Genomic DNA, 18,132 nt, shown 5'->3' with positions numbered 1-18,132 from the left:
TGAGCGTGATGACCGAATCGGGTAAAAGTTTGCGTCTCGCAACAATGAGTGTGCTGGGGTGCATCGCCCGGTTCGTGGCGCCGGTCGGCACGCCGGCTTGAAACATCGTCGCGGTTTGCCAATGTACTCGATTCGAATCGCCACGGGAAATTCGAACCTCCCAATCTCCAGTCAGCATTTCAGGCGTCGGTTTTCAGCATTGAAGTCGTCAGGCGTCGGTTTGTCTTCGTCAGCCGAGTCGACCGCGCACCCGTCATACCGTGACATCAAGAGCGAATCCCAGGAAACGGAGGTTCGACGACATCAAGTGGGCCAAATTCGAGCGCACCCGTCAGCAGCATGGACGACAGGCGCCGGACCATCGCAGCCAAGTCTACCGCCGCGAACGACCGCGATCACGTGGCCGCCGCAAACGACTCACCACTTCAACAAACTCAGCTCGGCGGCTCACGTGCATCGTCTGGTTCGCCGTCTGATGGAGGAGACATTGGAAGGGTCATCGATCCATGAATCACAGCAAGTATACGAACCTCGCCAGGCAGTACTTGATGTATGATCCGATATGAGTCGGAGAACACTTCGCGAATGTCATTGCGTCCGTATTCGGGAACAACGGATCCGGAGTACGGGAAATCAATGAGTTGTGGCTCGGGGCGAGCGAAAATTCGTTCGGCAACCGCAGAAGCGAACTCTGGAGAGGATTGAGCGATGTAGTCGTGGACACCAATCAATTGATCCGTCGCCCTTTCGGTCCAGCGGAGCTTCATTTGGATGCGTTCGCTTTAGCCACATCCAGCCGTTTGCGCACATCTGACGTTTCAAGAAGCCGCCCAGCCTCAGCGTCTGCCAACCCAAGTTCGACTTGTTGACGGACAAAAAGGTGATACTGCACACGCTCCCACGTCACGTCGTCAGGAAGACCCTGAAGAATTGACGAAGCGGCTTGTTTTACGGTTTCTGGTTCACTTTGCATCTTTTTCGCTCGCCGTTAAGTGTCGGTTGACATTTTAGCGTGCGGTTGGTGGGGAGGCAATCAATGCTACCCCCTGTCGGCGAACGACGGCGGTAACGGGGCCGCCGCCAACAATCTATTATTTCGAAACCCGCGTCATCGGCGGCTCCCGTTCACCGCTTGGTTCCCCGCAATTCTAGCGTTGGCCTTCGTGGGCAGCCACCATTTCGCGAGCGGTCGGGAACCAGTACGACTCAATCCAGTCCTCGCCAAGTGGTGCGATTCGCTCGACGTTCCAGCTGGCGTCACGCATCGAATAAAGCATTGAGTCTGCTGCTACGGCGTTGGTCGAGTGTATGAGTGCAGGAGCGATTGGTTGGCGTGTCACCAAGAACGCAGCGACATCACGGCCATCACCCGGATCCGGGTCATCAGGCGAGTCGGCAAACAGATCGTGGTCGAGGCAGACGAGGTCAGGAATGCGATCGAGAGAGGAATACCCGGCGATGAAATCAGGCGCCGATCGATATACGCCCAGCGTCGCCTCGGGATGATACAGAGCCAAAACAGCACGAAACCGCGAAATGCGATCCAGGTCGTCTTCTAGCATCACGAGAAAGTTCACGATGAGCGGGCAGTCTCTTCAGTCGGGGAACATCAGCGATCACCTCGCACACGGACCTTTACGATTGAGATGGCGTGAGCGTGATGACCGAATCGGGTAAAAGTTTGCGTCTCGCAACAATGAGTGTGCTGGGGTGCATCGCCCGGTTCGTGGCGCCGGTCGGCACGCCGGCTTGAAACATCGTCGCGGTTTGCCAATGTACTCGATTCGAATCGCCACGGGAAATTCGAACCTCCCAATCTCCAGTCAGCATTTCAGGCGTCGGTTTTCAGCATTGAAGTCGTCAGGCGTCGGTTTGTCTTCGTCAGCCGAGTCGACCGCGCACCCGTCATACCGTGACATCAAGAGCGAATCCCAGGAAACGGAGGTTCGACGACATCAAGTGGGCCAAATTCGAGCGCACCCGTCAGCAGCATGGACGACAGGCGCCGGACCATCGCAGCCAAGTCTACTGCCGCGAACGCCGGACATCACCGAGCACGCGCGGTGGACCAGCCACTTCAAAAATCTCGACTCGCGTGCTTCGGTGCATGTCATTGTTCCCCGATCTCCGGGATCAACCAACCGGCTTCGGTCAGTATGCCGTTTGGTCCCACGGCACGTTCTGGATTGGCCTCAGACCAACGGTACACGTCCGCAATAAACTCACGCCCCGCGTGTGTGTCAGCATAATGCACAGCCGCCGCGCGGTCGATTCGTGCAAGCATGCGAAAAGCAACTGAACGAGCGGAATGCTCGCCTGTCGGGTCGCGTCGTGTGTCGTTCAACGTCAGGTCAACAAGAAGACCGATGGTTGCGGCAGGTGGCGTGCCTAGGTCAGCGAGTCCCCAAATCCCCCCGATTGCACGCTCTACGTTTCGGTGCAAGGCAAGCCGTTTAATCCAATCGAATACTCGTTTGTGGAGGCGGTCGTCACCGTCGTAGCCTATCGAATGGACAATCCGTCCAGATGCGCGTGCGGCGTAGAACGTGATCCAGTGTTCAAGTTCAGGCAATTCGCCATCGATATCGATCTCATCGCAGATTTCGAGAAGTCGACAAAGGTGGACGCTCGCTTCCGGTCCAGCGTTCATCAATTGAACCGCAGCCCACCATTGCGATCGACGGTCAGTCGACGTGAGACGCGATGCAAACCATTCAGCGTCCATCATTCATTCGGGGAACGTTGGCGATCAGCGGGCGGCGACCCAAGATCATCCATTTGCAAAAACGATGCCGCCGCTCCGTTGCATCGCATTGTTCCACACCTGTCATTCCCAGGCCTCAAGCAACCGCCTCAGGTCCGAAATTGTTCACGATCATGATCCGAACGAGCATCTCTGCGGCCTTCAAAGTAACCACATCCGTTTCCTCTCCATCGTTTAGCTCGTCACGCAGTGTTTCCGCAGGTTTTCCCTTTCGCCATGCTTCGAGCACCGATTGCTCAGTGGGAGCATCACCAAAAACAGCGCAAACGGCATCCGTATACGCGTCCGCAGGTTCGCCCGGGAAAGGCCATGCGGGAACAATGTCGCTGATGCATTGTGAAATGTCGCACGCCATATGATGAATGATGTCGTCGGGTGACATTGCTAACGAGAATCCATGACTCGTGTGTGTCGAAGTTCGATTGTGGAACATCAGCGATCACCTCGCACACGGACCTTTACGATTGAGATGGCGTGAGCGTGATGACCGAATCGGGTAAAAGTTTGCGTCTCGCAACAATGAGTGTGCTGGGGTGCATCGCCCGGTTCGTGGCGCCGGTCGGCACGCCGGCTTGAAACATCGTCGCGGTTTGCCAATGTACTCGATTCGAATCGCCACGGGAAATTCGAACCTCCCAATCTCCAGTCAGCATTTCAGGCGTCGGTTTTCAGCATTGAAGTCGTCAGGCGTCGGTTTGTCTTCGTCAGCCGAGTCGACCGCGCACCCGTCATACCGTGACATCAAGAGCGAATCCCAGGAAACGGAGGTTCGACGACATCAAGTGGGCCAAATTCGAGCGCACCCGTCAGCAGCATGGACGACAGGCGCCGGACCATCGCAGCCAAGTCTACTGCCGCGAACGACGGAATTCACGGGGAACGGTCGGAAGGCATGCAAGCAGACCATTGAACACGACTCCCGTTCTCCCGTGCAATTCATGGTTCTGCTCGTCTCTTCCGTCGGCGCACTCGGTAGGCGTTGTTCCTGCCTGCTAGTCTGTGGAATCGCGTCTTCGAGTGGCTAAAAGCATCCAGCAAAACAAAACCAGGTTTGGGATCATCAGGTAAAGGACGAGCGGCCACAGCGTGACGTTTGAAACCCCAGTCAATTGAACGTCGTAGATTCCGCCATTCGCTGTTGCCATCGCGATCCGGAGCAAGATGTACCCCGCCATCATAAGTAACAACGGAAGCAACAGGAGAATCATGTTCAGGATGACGATGTTTCGTAGCCACCTGGGTCTGCGGTCGGTCACATCGTCAGACGATTTTGGAGCGACATACGGATTAGTGGCGGAACGGTTCATTTCCTCTGTCGATCCAATATCAAAAGTAGGGTATCGCGTTCGGCAAGCCGATACTTCATGAGCAGAACGGCAGCCGTCACCGGGGACGGCGAGTTGATTTTCCATTTGTAAACGCGCGACGCCGTCCTCCGGTGCACGGCATTGTTCCCCGCTGCTCTAGGCTTCGGACGCGTTAAGTCCCATTCTATTCGCGAGCGGTCCAATCACGGAAATGATCTTGATTCGCGACGCCATAGTAACATTTACGACTACGTGCTTCGGGTTCTGCTCGATCACAAAAGGACGATCTTCTTCTGGTTCTGGGAAAGCAGCGTCGATAGCATCCAAGAGCGGCTGTTGAGGGAATGGATCAGTCAAGGCGTCGCCAGCATCGTGTAGGATCGCATCCGCCGCCTTACCAACCTTGATCTTCCGTTTGCGGCGGGCTGCCGGATCAGCCAGATCCGAGTTCCACTTCCAGATTACGAGATTCGCTGTCATTTCGATGTGTCAGTAAGAGATGACAGCAGAGATCGTCGTGGACGAATCTGCGGGTCGGGAGCGTTTCGGTTCATCGGCATGACGATGGTGTCGAGAACGGTTTGTCTTTGGTCGGGGAACGACCGCCGTTCACCGCGGCACGGCGAACGACATTGTGTTTTCGATTGACGCGGACTCCGTGCCTGCGTGTGCAACGGATGGTTCACGCGTCCGGTCACGACGACAGTTCGAACCATCGCCGCTGTTTGCCAATGTACTCGATTAAAATCGCCACGGGAAATTCGGTATCCCAATCTGCGGTCAGTATCTCGGGCGTGGGATTGGTTCGGATCGTACTCAATCGGCTATTGAGTAGCCGCTCCTGAGAACCCTATTGGAACGCCGAGTGATCCGTTGAAATCCTCGGGGCATGGAAGTTTGAGCCCTTCCTTGTCGAGCCATGTGGCAAACGAATCGGTGGCAGACGAATGAATCCTGCTAGGTCTGCCGCCTGCTATTGGCGCTCTCCCATTCGTCTGCCAATCATTCGTCTGCCACATCTCCCACTTCGGGTGCATCAATCAAACCGTGGATGAATGTGAAACCATAGACGTCACGAAGGGACACAGAGAAAAGGTGGGCCGTCGCTGCCGGGCGTCGGTTAGCAGTGTGAACGGCAGCCGTCACCGAGCCGCCGGAGACACGCTCTCCATTGGCAAACCGCGTGATCGGCGGCTTCGTGTGCACGGCATTGTTATTCGAATCTTCATTCTCGCCCTGGAAGCACCCATCCGTCGTTTTTCCAGTCGATCCCATCATCGGCAACGCGAGGAAACAGAAGAATAGCGAGTCGTGGCCCGCGAACTTCGTAGACACCAGCGCAGCAATCACAGCCCGCAACCACCCTGCATTCTGCATTTTCCGAATACCATCGCTCAGCCCAGTCCTTGACCGAGGGTTTGTTTGGAGCGGGATGATGCCACATTCGTGCAGTCTGGTGCTGCATCAGGTAGTGACAGACGCCCATCGTTACAAGAACGAAAACGCAAGCGGCAATCAGGGCCAAGCGGCGGACGGATTTTGGAAACAATGGTCTCATTGGGGACAAGTGCCAAGTCTGCAATTCCAGTCGATGAACGGCCTGTGGTCACCGCGTCGGCGCGATGGACCGGAACTCAAAAACAAACTCGACTCGCCGACTGCGGTGCACCACTTGGTTCACGCGGATCGACCACGACGACAGCTTGAGCCATCGTCGCTGATGGCCAATGTACTCGATCGGAATGGCCAAGGGAAATCGAGCGTCCCAATCTGCGGTCAGCACTTCGGGTGTCGGTTGTCAGCGTTGCAATCGTCAGGCGTCGGTTTGTCATCGTCTGCCGAGTCGACCGCGCACCGCTCGAACGATGACGTCAGGAGCGAATCCCAAGAAATAGAGGTCTGATGAAATCCGATGAGCGCAATTCGAGCGCACCAATCGCAGTCGGGATGTCAGGCGTTGGACCAGAATGCGCATAGCGGAGAAGAGATTTGTCCACGAATCACTCGAATGACACGAATCGTAGTGACTGGCGTGTCACGCGTCGGTTGGAAGCGTGAACGGCACGGATCACCGAGTGCCGGGAGTTGAGTTTCCATTCGTGCAAAGTATCCACCGGCACTTCGGTGCATCCGATGGTTCCCCGCATTGCAGAGGAGAAACGTCAACCACCTCGATTGACGGGTACCCAATCATATCGAGCGCAACGGTCGCCGGCAATTCCGTAGCGGTCACGGCCTAAATCGCGCGCGACATCTTGGAACCGAAATCATCGTAGCCGAGGGATCGAAAGAAGCATTTTGCAGAGTGGTTGAATCCCCAAACATCAAGAACAATTCTGCCCAAATCATGCGATGCCGCAATCAATTCACAGTCGGCGATAAGCGACCGCCCATAGCCTCCTCGCCGACATTCAGGCTCCACCTCTATTTGAGCAATGTGTCCGTATCGTCGTGCGTGTGTAAACATTGTTTCCGGTTTCGTCTCGATGAGGAACAGAACGTGCCCTACGACTGTGCCATCGTACTCAGCAACACGCACGATCGTATTAGAGCGTGAAAGCAACTCGGACAAATGCGAAATTGCGTCGCTAACGTCGAACTGTCGGTAGATGTCGGGGTAAGCGCGCACATGTGTCGATTGAAGCCGCACCATCGCAGCCGCCAAGGACGGTATGTCTGACTCGTTTGCGTCACGGATCATGCAACAGTTCGTCGGGGAACGGTAGACATCACGGGGGACGGACGAAAGATTCTCCACTTCAAAAACCGCGCGAGCCGTCCTCCCGTGCATGTCATGGTTCCCCGCTTCCGCTAGTTTGCACTGAACGTCAGTCGGAATCTCATTGTAGCACGAGAATTCAATGCCAGTCCGCACCACAGGTGAAGCATTGTTGCGATTCAGCAGTTCGCAATGCAGTTCCGCACTTGGGACAGGGAGGTCCATCAGAAGGAAATGAACGTGCCGTACCATCGGCGACCGCTTTTCGATGTGCGACTTCATCCTGCTGAATCACAATGCCGCTTTCAAGTCGCCAGCAGTCGTAGCAATCACTTGGTACAGATTCACCAAATGGCGTGTCAGGATAGTGATCGGCGTACCATTGCTTCAAATCAGTCGCCCCGACGTTCAGGTGCGTCCGTCGACCACATTTCGGGCAAATAGCATATGGCATTAGCTATGCGTGTTTGAACATGTGAGCTCTACGACTATCAGCCGGGGAACGATGAATTCTTGGCAGTCCGACTGCCGTGATTTACTCATCTTATCAGCAGTCGGACTGCCGATAATGGAAACCACCCGATTTGACCAGGCGTTCTGGCGAAGGGGCATCGTTCGGTTGGATCTGAGCAGTTGTTTTCCGCGCGACCGGACGTCAGGGAAACGCGTACTTCAGGGAAACAAAGACTGGGATGCGGAAGCGACGCCTACGGATCGCTGGACCATTGAGTTTGCCGGCGTGGGGGCGGCAAGTGGTTTGGGGATGCCTTCAACCGAACAGGTTCGTCATTGCGATCGATGCCGTGGTCTGAAATTGGCGTTCGGTCGGCTGCTCGTCTTTGATCAGGCCGCTGGCGCCCATGATGTAGCGGGTGTCGGCGTAGTAGTCGAAAAAATACGTTTCCTTCTCGCCGCGGAACACGATCCCTGACGGCTGGCCGTCTCCATGTCGACTGGCGACGAAGTACGTGTTCTTGCCGAGTCTCTTGTGGGTGTTGGACCGGTTGAATCCGTGGTCGTGCAGGAACTGCGCCGCCAAGGCGGCGTTGGGAAAGTCGTCGGCCAGCTGGTCTTCGATCGCGCCGGCACGCTCCTTCACCGGGCTTCCTTTGACGGGGTACCAATCGGCGAAGCGAAAATCCGACTCCGGCCGGTGCGGCGTACAGGACTTGCCTCGCAATAGCGTTCGGTTGAGGGGCTGGTACTGAATCAAAAACTCGCCGAGTTTGAATTTGACGAGGAACACCCTCAGCGCCTTCTCGGTGTCGTCGCTGGCGGGCGTGCTGATCACGTATTCGCCTTCGTCGATCTCGGCGACCTGGCTGCGGCGATAGCCGAGAGATTCAAGCAGCTCAACCGTCGGCTCATAACGCTCCTCCGCCGGAAAGCCGTCGATCACCATCACAAAGGCCCCCAACTCGTCAAAGCCGTCGGCAACGTATCGGTCGTATTGGATTTTAAGCATGGTCGGTCAGTGGAGTTGAATAGATGGATGGTGCGGCGAGTTTTCGAGAAAAGTGAAGGCCATCGAGCGACAGCCAAGTACAACCATCATACACCCACGGGCTGCCGATCCTTCCCGTCTATTTTTTGTTAACCGGGGGAGATTTTCATTCATGTTTGGGAGCGGCGTTTGAAGGCGCGTCTCGGTGGCGGGAACGGGGAGTGTCGGCGAGAGTCAGGTAAGAAGGTTTTGGGGGTGAGAAAATGATGAATCGCACCCTCGTTCGACTTGGCCAATTTTCCTACCTCCGCAATCTTCTCACCTCTTCTACCGCCACAGTGTAACGTCTCGTTTTTTTTACTCCTTTCCTCGGCCGCCTGGACCACAAGCCGATCAGTGCCCACGGATGGCAGCGCGAACCCACGGATCCCCGGCCGCACAACATCCGTGGGTTCGCGCTGCCATCAGTGGGCGTTTCGATTTCCCGAGACTTCCACCCCGAATGCAGTACTTCAATAAAAAAGGTACGACGTCCACCGGTGAGAGTCGCGGAAGCGAGGTGCGAAATTCTTTGCGGCTCGTTGTTTTATTGGCCCGTGGGGCGAGCAGGGAGCACAGCAGATCCAGCCGTTTGCGTTTCGGGTTACTTTGGAAAAGGACTCACTCGCTTGCGCTTCGGGCTTGTACGGAAAGCGCAAGTTTAAAACGAAAGCTTAAAACGCACGTGTCGTGTCTAGGATGGCGACGCTGACAACGGAGGTGGCGTGTTTATATCTGGGAGAGGCCAAGGGGAGCGAAATTCTTGGCGAATTCCGCTACGGGGTTGTTTCCGCCGGGTGCCGTCGCGGGCAGGGCTAGAAGGTGCGATCCGAAGGGGATTCGACCGGGACGTCGGGGTCATTGCGGCGGGTGATGGAGGATTCGCCTGCCAGTTCGCGTTCGATGATCGCGTTGATTTCGCTCTCGCCCAGAATCGATTCTTCAACCGCAATCACCTCGCTGGGTTGTGGCGTTGCCGGTTTGGCGTCTCCCTGTTGCTTGTCGCCGCCGAAGGGGACTTTGGCCAAGTCGACGACGGAACGGACGATTTGTCTGCCCGGGGCGGACGAACGGTGGTGGGATGACGACGCGTGGGTTTCGGTCAAGTGGATGTTGAAGTACTCCAACAAGGCACCCATTTCAAAATTCAAATTCTTGGTCGCCAGCGCGTATTGCACGCGGGCACGATTGGCGTCGCTGGCCGCTTCGGCATAGCGTTGTTCGGAATCCAGCAAAGCGTTGAAGTCGAACTGACGCACCGGCGCCTGGGCTTCACCGGCCAGGATTTCATACTGTTCCCGCGCCGCGTTTTCACGATTCAGCGCCGTCCGCAAGATCGCAAACGCACGGTCACTCTCCGCCATCGCGTTGCTCAATCCGTAAACAACTTGCCGCTCCAACTCAGTCAGCAGCGCGCGTTCACGGGCCAACCGCAGCTGGGCATTTCTGACCGCCGAATGCGCCTGCCGGAAACCGACCGGATAGGAAAGACTGAGCCCCATCAACCACTCGTGCGTTCCCGTGCTGGTCGGCGTCCCGTTGGCGGTGATGTTGTGATCGAACCAGCTTTCCCCCAACGCCCGATAACGGTAGCGACCGACGGCATCGAGTCGTGGCAACAGAAAATTGCGGCTGGCGGTCAATTCGTAACGACGACGATCGACATTCAGCCGTTGGCGCCGCAGCTCGGTCCGCCGTGAAATTGCGTTGGCCACGATGTCGTTCCAGTCATAGGTGACCGGTGCATCGGCGGGCGCGCTGGTGGGATGGATCAATCGGCCGTCATTGATCGGCAATCCCATGATCAACCGCAAACGCCGCTCGTTGGAATAAACGCCCCCGGTCCCCTGGAACGTCCCGCCACTGCTGCCGTTGAAGGTCCGCGTACCGACGACCAGTCGACCGGCCAAGGAGTTCTGAACGTCCTGCTCGAAACGAAAGTACTGTTCCTTGGCTTGGGCCAACTTGTCGTCTTCGGCACCCGGCAACCCCTGCCGCGCCTTGAGCAACAAGTACGTGTTCAAGCTGCGGTCCCGGGCCTGTTGTTTGACCTTCAAGTCGGCATAGGCGAAGTACAAGTCCCAGTAGGCGTTTTCCACGTCACTCAGGTAGTCGCGCAGCGCGATTTCCAATTGGGCCACCGTCACGTCAGCGTTTAGCCGGGCGATCACCACACCGTTGTAGACGCCTGGCGTGGCGTTGGGACCGGCGATGCGATTGAAATGGACGCCGCGGCCTTGCAGCAGCGGGTGCCGGACCTCGCCTTCGAAGTTCCAGTTCCACGCGGTGTCGTCCAGCAAGTTGCGATCGGAATTGTTCAGGTCCGCGTCGAAGTTGTGTCGCAGGGTGAACAGGGCGCCCGAGACGGTCTGTTTGCTGAGGCTGGTTTCCAGGCGGGTGAGTTGCTGTTGGTAGAAGTTTTCGCCGCCGCCGGAAAACTCGTTGTTCAAAACCCGGTCGTTGTCTTCGTGGAACAGGTCGCCGTTGACCTGGGCATCAAATTCGCTGAGCGCCGCTTCTACCCCGCCGGTCGGATCGGTCGTCTGGATCGCGGGTCCGTAGATCGTCGAGGTCAATCCGGGCGTTTGAATCACACGTGCCCCCAAGTCGCGGAGCACCGTCGAATTGGCCAGCGCGATCTGAACCGCTTGATCGTTCGTCAGATCCCAAGGCTCCGGAGGAGTCCCAGCCGGCAGCGAACTGTCGCGAATCGAGAACGGCGTGTTCGACGACATCTGCGCATCGCTCTGGATGATCTCATCCACGCTGGGCTGGGCGATCGTCACCTCGGCCAACAGACTGGACACGGCCGACGACGGAACGGCAACCCGGGTCGCGCAACCGACCAAAGTCAGCAAGGCAATCGCTGAACAGCTGTAAAAGAAGGTGCTGTTACGCGTCATCGGGCGTCTGATTCTTTCCGTAGCGTTTGCGAAGACTTACGTGGTACGATGGTAGCCCCAAGCCGTAGATCGGCATCGTGACGGCCGAAATAGACGCTGTTTTCGGCAAAGACGCCATTTTTGATACATTCCGAACAAGCTCCCCAAGCTTCCTATTTGACGTAAAGGTCGGCAACCATTGGCAGATAGTGTGACGTCATCCCCCGAAGATTGCGGCGAAGAGTGGGGCGAGATCGAGCAGTTTGTTGCTGAGGTTTCCGAGCTTTCCCAGTCCGCCGTCTCGTTGGACGAATTTGCCAGCGAAGCCCTCGACCGAACCGTCGAAATGCTGGGCGCGGACGGCGGAACGGTCTGGATGGTCGACGATGACGGAGAATTCCAACCGCTTTGTTACGCCGGAACGGACGATGGATTAACGGTCCAGTCGCGGAGCCGCAGTGAACATCACACGCGGTTGCGCCAAACGATCGCCGAAAGCGGCCAGCCGCAATCGGCCACGATCCCCGCCGCTCGAACAGGGGACTCGCCGAATCGTTCCAGCAGCGCGTCAGACTTTTACCTCTGTACCGGCGCCCCCGTCCGCGTGGATCGTGAAGTGACCGGCGTGATCGAAGTGGTTCAATCGCCACCGCAAAGCGACGCCGCACGCATCGGCAGCGAACGCTTGCTAGCAATCGTGGGCGATCTCGCGAGCGATTTTTTGCGGCGTCAGCAATTGAAGGATCTTCGCGCTTCGGTCGATCGATGGCGTCAGTACGAGGCGTTGTGTCAGCGAGCCCACGCGAGTCTGGACGTTCGCGACACGGCGTTTCAATTGGTCAACGACGGACGTTGGTTCATCGGCTGTGATCGGGCCAGTTTGCTGATTCCCAAGGGCGAGCAATTGGTGGCCGTCGCGATCAGCGGAGTCGACACGTTGGATCGGCGTTCAGACCTTGTGCGTTTGATGGAAGCGCTTGCCCGATCGCTCGCGCCGTCGCGGCAGTGGTTGCGGTACCGGGGCCAGAAGGAACCGCTGCCACCCCAGTTGGAACAACCGCTGAGCGAGTTTGCCGACCAGTCCCACTCGCAATCGATCGACGTAGTGCCTTTGTTGGCGCCGTCGGTTTCGACATCCGCTGGTCCATCGGATGCGCCCGAGTCCCTGGTCGGCATGTTGGTTTTGGAGAAGTTTGACGCGACGATCGATGCGGCGTGGGAAGAGCGTGTGACCCGAATCGCCAATCTGTGCAGCAGCGCGCTGCGGAACGCGAACGACTATGAATCGTTGCCCTTGTTGTCGCTGGCGCGATGGTTGAGGCGCGCGGTCGGCTATGGGGAATTGCAACGACGCAAACTAACGATCGGCGGCATCGCCGCGGTGCTGGTGATCGTTGCGTTGCAATTGATTCCGGCCACCCATTACGTCGAAGCGGAAGGGGAAGCACAGCCGGTGGTCCGCCGAAACATCTATGCTGCGGCCGATGGCGAGGTGGTCGAGGTGCTCGGCGATCACGACGCCCCCGTCTCCGCTGATCAGGTCGTCGTCGTGCTCCGCAGCCGAGAACTGGACTTGGAATCGGAACGGCTGCAGGGCGAATACCAAACGATCGAAAAACGATTGTTGGCGATCGCATCGGCCCGCGTTCAATCCGTCGCCGACAATTCATCGGGGCGATTCCCCGGCCAATTGGCGGCCGAAGAACAGGAATTGAAGCAACAATTGTCGAGTCTTCAAACACAGATCGCTCTGGTTCGGAAACAGCAACAACAATTGCAGGCGCGAAGTCCGATCGACGGCCGGATTCTGACCTGGAATCCGCAACAGCTGTTATCGGATCGCCCCGTCCAGCGAGGCCAGTTGTTGGTCAGCGTGGCGGATTTGGGAGGCCCTTGGGAGTTGGAGTTGTCGGTTCCCGATCGCGGTATCGGTCATGTAATTTCCGCCCAGAACAAACGTGACGAACCCTTGGAGGTATCGTTCACACTCGCGACCGGAGGTGCGCCGACGTATCGCGGTTCTGTCGCACAGATCGCCGGCCGCACCGAAGTGTTGGACGGGCAACAAGCGTCGACTCGCGTCCTGGTTTCGGTCCCGGGCGACGCGGTACAGATGCTGCGACCGGGCGTGTCGATCAAAGCCAAATTTGATTGCGGGACTCAATCACTGGGGTACGTTTGGTTTCACGAGATCTATGAAACGGTACGCGGATGGATCCTGTTTTGAGAAAGCCGCGTTTTGAACTCAGGGAACCAACAATGAAAAACATCCAGGCGACGACGATCGCTTCCCCAAGTACGACGCCTCTTTCGGGCCGTCACGCTGCTCCCAGTACGACGGCCCTTCCGGGCGGTCGTCGGCAAGCCCCGCCCCGGCGGCCTCGCTGGACAGCGTCACGCCGCACGAGGACCACCGTGGATCGTCATTCAAACGTAGCTACCTTCACCAGAAGGTGGATCGCCGCGGGTTTCCACGCTCTGGCGAGCGTAGCTACGTGGGCGTGGCGTGGTCCGGCGAGAGCGAGAGCCGGATCTCCAATCGTGCACCTGGCATTTTGCTGCCTGTTCATCACACTGCCGGCCGCGATCGCATCGGGCAAAACGATCGACGTCGATTCCGTCCTGATCCGATTGATCGACGAGGTCGACGTTCCCGCCCGGGCGGCCGGGGCGTTGGCCGCCGTGCATGTCTCCGAGGGAACCGTTGTCGAGAAGGGACAATTGCTGGCACAAATCGACGACACCGAAGCACAACTGGATCACAAACGGGCGGCGTACGAACTGGACATCGCGACACGTGACGCGGAAAACGACGTCGCGATTCGATCGGCCATGAAGGCGCGGGACTATTCACAGAAACAATTCGAACGGCTCTTTCGTGCCAACGTCGATCGACCACGAAGCGTCTCCGAATCGGAACTCGAAAAAGCTCGCCTGGATGCCGAACAAGACGCTTTCGAAGTCGAAAAAGCACACAGTGAGCTGGAAAACGCCAGGACACGAAAAAGCTTAACCGCCAACGCACTCGCGATGGCCGAACGCAACATCGAAGTGCGGCGGATCGTGGCGCCGCAAAGTGGTGAGATCGCCGAGGTGTTGCATGCGGCGGGCGAGTGGGTCACGCCCGGCGAAAAGATCTTTCGGATCGTGAGCATCAAACGGCTGCGCGCTGAGGGTTTTGTGCAGGCCGATCAAGTGACCCGCGACTTGAAAGGGGCCCCCGTGACGGTTGTCTTGCGGGATGAGCGCGGACAACGGCAATCATTTTCCGGAACCGTCGTGTTTGTCAGCCGCGAGATCGACCCGGTCAACGGTCAGGTACGAATCTGGGCCGAAGTCGACAATCCCGACGGGCGGTTGCAACCGGGGCATCGCGCCGGGATGTCGATCACGTTGGATTGATTGTTTGATTGACCGGAGACGAGCGACGTGTCACGAACCGACCAGACGACCGATAGCGATTCCGAAGACGATGGTGCATCATCATCGCCTTCGGAGAATCGTTTAAGACTGCGACGTCGGTTGGACTTGGAGATCTTTCCGCAACGCCGACGTGGCCACAACGTCTGGGTGATCAAGGATCCGCTGTCGCTGCGGTACTTTCAGTTTCGCGAGGAAGAGTACGCGATCTTGCAGTGGTTGGACGGCCGCACCAGTTTGCAGCGGATCAAGCAACGCTTTGAGCAACGATTCGCGCCGCAACGGATGACGCAACAGCGGCTGCACTGGTTCGTCGCCAACCTGCATCGCAACGGATTGGTGCTGTCCGATGCGCCGGGCCAAGGCACTCCCTTGCGCGCCCGATTTGAACGCCAGCGCTGGTCTGCTTGGACCAGCGCGTTTGCTAATCCCTTGGCGATTCGGTTCCGCGGGTTTGATCCCGAACGATTCCTTTGCTGGTTGTACCCCAAGCTGCGTTGGGTGTTCACGTGGTGGTGTTCGGCGGTGTGCTTGATGCTTGTCGCAACCGCCTTGATGCTTCTGGCAACCGAGTTTGAATCATTGCGACAGCGGTTGCCAGAGATGAATGCCTTGCTCAGCCCCGGCAACTTGATCGTGTTGGCCGTGGCGATGGCGGCGACCAAACTGCTGCACGAACTCGCTCACGCGTTGACGTGCAAACACTACGGCGCCCGCTGCCATGAATTGGGCGTGATGCTGCTGGTGTTGACGCCGTGTTTGTACTGCAACGTCACCGATGCGTGGAAGCTGCCCAGCCGCTACCGGCGGATGGCGATCAGCGCCGCTGGGATCATCGTCGAGATTGTGTTGGCGGCGATTTGTACGATCTTGTGGTTTTCCAGCCAACCGGGGCTGTTCAATACGATGTGCTTGAACGTGATGATCGTCTGTTCGGTCGGCACGGTGTTGCTGAACGGCAATCCGCTGCTGCGGTATGACGGCTATTATCTGTTGTCCGACTTTCTGGACATGCCGAACCTTTGGCAGGACTCGCGACAGGCCGCGCGTCGTTTGGTATCGCGTGTGTTCACCGGGATTGATCCGGGCGGTAGCGTGTCGATGCAATCGCGTCGCGGGGTGAATCTTGTTTACGCGTTTGCTTCGATGACCTATCGTGCGGTGGTGATGGTTTCGATCCTATTTCTGGTGTACCGAATCTGCAAACCGATCGGATTGGCCTTCATCGCCCAGGTCTTGGCCGTCGTTTTGATTGCCGCGTTACTTTCGACTCCGCTAACCGCTGGATGGAGGATCATGACCAACCCTGCTGTGCGTCGACGGGTCAAGACCGGCCGCTTGATTGCGTCGAGTGTCGTGACGACGCTGATCGTGGCCGCGTGTTTTTTGATCCCACTTCCGTGCCGGATTGCGGCGCCGATGATGATCGAGCCTCGGCAGGCGCGTCGGGTCTATGTGTCGGTGCCGGGCAGACTGACCCAAGCGGTTGCGGTCGGGACGAAGGTGACCGCCGGCCAGCCGTTGGCGACCTTGGAGAACATCGATGTCCGCCGCGAATTGGAACGTGTGCAAGGCCAGCTGCGGCAACAGCAACTGAGGGTCAAGAACCTGGAATCGTTGCGTGGCAATGACGAAGCGTTGGCGTCGCAATTGCCCGCCGCCCGAGAGATTCTTGCGGATCTGCAGCGACGGCTGCAGCAACTACGCAAAGACGAACAGGCGTTGGTGCTGACCGCCCCGGTCGACGGCACGGTGTTGGCCCCGCCGACGCTGGCGAACCAAGCGGCGGCCCAGACATCAAGCGAATTGGAATTGCCGCGTTGGAGCGGCACGCCGATGGACCCGAGCAATCGCGGCAGCACGTTGGAGCGGAAGACGCTGTATTGTCTGGTCGGCCAGGAAAACGCGTTCGAAGCGGCGGTCTACATCGACCAATCGGACCTGCAATTCGTGCGCGAAAACCAACGCGTCAAGATGCGGCTGGACATCGCCGGCGGCGAAGTCGTCAACGGCACAGTGACGGAGATCTCCAGGGTCAATCTCGAAAGCGTGCCGAGTGAATTGGCGGTGGACCAGCAGATTTCCAACCGAATCGATTCGTCGGGTGTTTTGCGACCGCAGACGACATCGTACAAGGCACACGTCACGTTGGATTCGACCGATGTGCCGCTGTTGATCGGGGCCCGCGGACGGGCAAAGATCATCGTGCAAGGTCAGCCGCTCAGCCAGCGAGTGTATCGCGTGCTCTCGCGGACCTTCAAATCCGTCATTTGATCAACCGCTTCAGCGGCGGCGTGTGATAGCCGCTGCGAACACAGTTGCAGGGCGGATCGATGGCCGCCGACACCGGCAACACGCCGGCTTTCAAGGCAAAGTGCAGCCCCGAATGAAGCGCGGGCGCGCGGCAGAGTGGACCGCGTATCGCGCCGTAGCGTTCCAAACGGTTGTCTTCAAAGTACAGCGGCTTGTGGCAAAACGATGCCCCACCCCAGAAATCTCGCATGTTCAAATCGGCCCGGTGAAGCATGACCAGCTGCGGAATCGGTTCCTTTTGGGCAAGCCCGCTGGTGTCGCCGGGAAGATCGGCCTCGGCGACCAACTCGTTGGAAAATGATCCGATCCCGCGTGGGCGGATGTCCAACCAAGCCCCGCCCGATTGCGGCGGGTAGTCGACGGATTGATTCTCGACTGCCTCGGGCACCAGTGGAATCTCTCCCAAGTCCAACACATCACTTTCAATCAGCTCGGGTTGCCCGTCGTCAAACTGATCGATCGATCCGCGCGGCGTGTTGTCGGGCACGGGCAACAGCGATGGCGGCGGCGCTAATGGCACCGGTTGGACCAACGTCGGCTCCTCGACTTGCCCCTCGACGGGATTGTCGTCCGAGGGACTTGGCAGCGATTCGAATTGCTCGACTTGCAACGGTCGGGGGCGTCGATGGAGTGCGGCCAACGTGACTCGTGAATCTTCATCGCGAGGCATCGCGTCGGAATCGGCGGGATTGCTAATCAGAATCCGGGGGGCAACACGTACGATGGTTGCGGACGGGTCGGTGGTGGTCGGCCCATGACCGCTGGAACGCCAGAGGCATGGCACGCCTTCTTGGGCGACCAGCGGTGTGGCCGTCAACACGACCGCGGCGGTGGCGAGTCTTGCGGCGGTGGCGAGTCTTGCCGGGGACGCGGCGTTCGATGTAGCGACACTCGCCAGAGCGTGGAAAACGTCGGGAACCCATCTGCTGGCGAAGCGAGCGACGTTCGACCGGTTGTCAGAATCAGTCATCACCTGTCACGTTCCCAAGGGTTGATGCACGGGCAAGAAAACCAGCCGCTCCGATCGGTGGGCCGCCGCCGGCGGCCGCGGTGGATGGAGGACAGAGTTTCTTGAGCTTGATATCGATTCGTCGCCGGTTGTCCTTGCTCTGCAGTTTGTGACGGCGGTCGATCAATCAGGCAGGACCGCTACATCCCGATCAAATCCATTAGATGACCAGAATCGCGGCACAAGCAGATCGAGATCCGGCAATCCTTGAGAATCTGATCCGTTTGTTCCGAAA

14 protein-coding genes are annotated in these 18,132 nt (G+C 58.0%); 3 read left to right on the top strand and 11 right to left on the bottom strand.

The window, feature by feature from the left end:
* Window positions 1–434: 434 nt before the first annotated feature.
* The 10 genes from Mal15_RS26455 to Mal15_RS26410 all read right to left on the bottom strand — a co-directional run bounded on the left by Mal15_RS26455 (window position 435) and on the right by Mal15_RS26410 (window position 11,176).
* Window positions 435–767 (bottom strand): type II toxin-antitoxin system RelE/ParE family toxin, encoded by a 333-nt coding sequence (locus Mal15_RS26455; protein WP_147870504.1) that lies wholly within the window; start codon window positions 765–767, stop codon window positions 435–437.
* Entirely contained in the window at window positions 764–973 is a 210-nt protein-coding gene (locus Mal15_RS26450; protein WP_147870503.1) for a hypothetical protein, read from the bottom strand. Before Mal15_RS26450 ends, Mal15_RS26455 begins: the two co-directional genes overlap by 4 nt.
* A gap of 175 nt (window positions 974–1,148) precedes the next feature.
* Window positions 1,149–1,577: a cyclic-phosphate processing receiver domain-containing protein gene (locus tag Mal15_RS26445; protein WP_147870502.1), complete on the bottom strand. Its 429-nt coding sequence runs from the start codon at window positions 1,575–1,577 to the stop codon at window positions 1,149–1,151.
* Window positions 1,578–2,110: 533 nt separating this feature from the next.
* Window positions 2,111–2,728, bottom strand: coding sequence for a hypothetical protein (locus Mal15_RS26440; RefSeq protein ID WP_233903042.1), 618 nt, complete (start codon window positions 2,726–2,728; stop codon window positions 2,111–2,113).
* 112 nt (window positions 2,729–2,840) lie between these two features.
* Window positions 2,841–3,146, bottom strand: coding sequence for a hypothetical protein (locus Mal15_RS26435; protein WP_147870500.1), 306 nt, complete (start codon window positions 3,144–3,146; stop codon window positions 2,841–2,843).
* Window positions 3,147–4,227: 1,081 nt separating this feature from the next.
* Complete coding sequence (locus Mal15_RS26430; RefSeq protein WP_147870499.1) at window positions 4,228–4,551, bottom strand: hypothetical protein; 324 nt, start codon at window positions 4,549–4,551, stop codon at window positions 4,228–4,230.
* A 522-nt stretch (window positions 4,552–5,073) separates the two neighbouring features.
* The gene (locus Mal15_RS26425) at window positions 5,074–5,421 is read right to left on the bottom strand and encodes a hypothetical protein (protein WP_147870498.1); all 348 of its coding nucleotides are present in this window, start codon (window positions 5,419–5,421) and stop codon (window positions 5,074–5,076) included.
* Window positions 5,422–6,307: 886 nt separating this feature from the next.
* Window positions 6,308–6,772, bottom strand: coding sequence for a GNAT family N-acetyltransferase (locus Mal15_RS34245; protein ID WP_167547064.1), 465 nt, complete (start codon window positions 6,770–6,772; stop codon window positions 6,308–6,310).
* A gap of 787 nt (window positions 6,773–7,559) precedes the next feature.
* Complete coding sequence (locus tag Mal15_RS26415; protein ID WP_147870496.1) at window positions 7,560–8,255, bottom strand: hypothetical protein; 696 nt, start codon at window positions 8,253–8,255, stop codon at window positions 7,560–7,562.
* An 833-nt stretch (window positions 8,256–9,088) separates the two neighbouring features.
* Window positions 9,089–11,176, bottom strand: a complete 2,088-nt coding sequence (locus Mal15_RS26410) for a TolC family protein (RefSeq protein WP_147870495.1) — start codon at window positions 11,174–11,176, stop codon at window positions 9,089–9,091.
* Between the two features lie 190 nt (window positions 11,177–11,366).
* On the opposite strand from Mal15_RS26410, the gene Mal15_RS26405 reads away from it, so the two are divergent.
* The 3 genes from Mal15_RS26405 to Mal15_RS26395 all read left to right on the top strand — a co-directional run bounded on the left by Mal15_RS26405 (window position 11,367) and on the right by Mal15_RS26395 (window position 16,849).
* Window positions 11,367–13,382, top strand: coding sequence for a GAF domain-containing protein (locus Mal15_RS26405; RefSeq protein WP_167547063.1), 2,016 nt, complete (start codon window positions 11,367–11,369; stop codon window positions 13,380–13,382).
* Between the two features lie 314 nt (window positions 13,383–13,696).
* The gene (locus Mal15_RS26400; protein WP_167547062.1) at window positions 13,697–14,557 is read left to right on the top strand and encodes an efflux RND transporter periplasmic adaptor subunit; all 861 of its coding nucleotides are present in this window, start codon (window positions 13,697–13,699) and stop codon (window positions 14,555–14,557) included.
* A gap of 27 nt (window positions 14,558–14,584) precedes the next feature.
* Window positions 14,585–16,849, top strand: coding sequence for a site-2 protease family protein (locus tag Mal15_RS26395; protein WP_147870492.1), 2,265 nt, complete (start codon window positions 14,585–14,587; stop codon window positions 16,847–16,849).
* Here the strand turns inward: Mal15_RS26395 and Mal15_RS26390 are convergent.
* Window positions 16,842–17,858, bottom strand: a complete 1,017-nt coding sequence (locus Mal15_RS26390; protein WP_147870491.1) for a hypothetical protein — start codon at window positions 17,856–17,858, stop codon at window positions 16,842–16,844. The genes Mal15_RS26395 and Mal15_RS26390 overlap by 8 nt on opposite strands.
* Window positions 17,859–18,132 lie beyond the last annotated feature (274 nt).

Source organism: Stieleria maiorica (genome assembly GCF_008035925.1).
Taxonomy (GTDB): domain Bacteria; phylum Planctomycetota; class Planctomycetia; order Pirellulales; family Pirellulaceae; genus Stieleria; species Stieleria maiorica.
The sequence above is the reverse complement of the archived record's forward strand: the minus strand, read 5'-3'. Positions and strand labels throughout refer to the sequence as shown.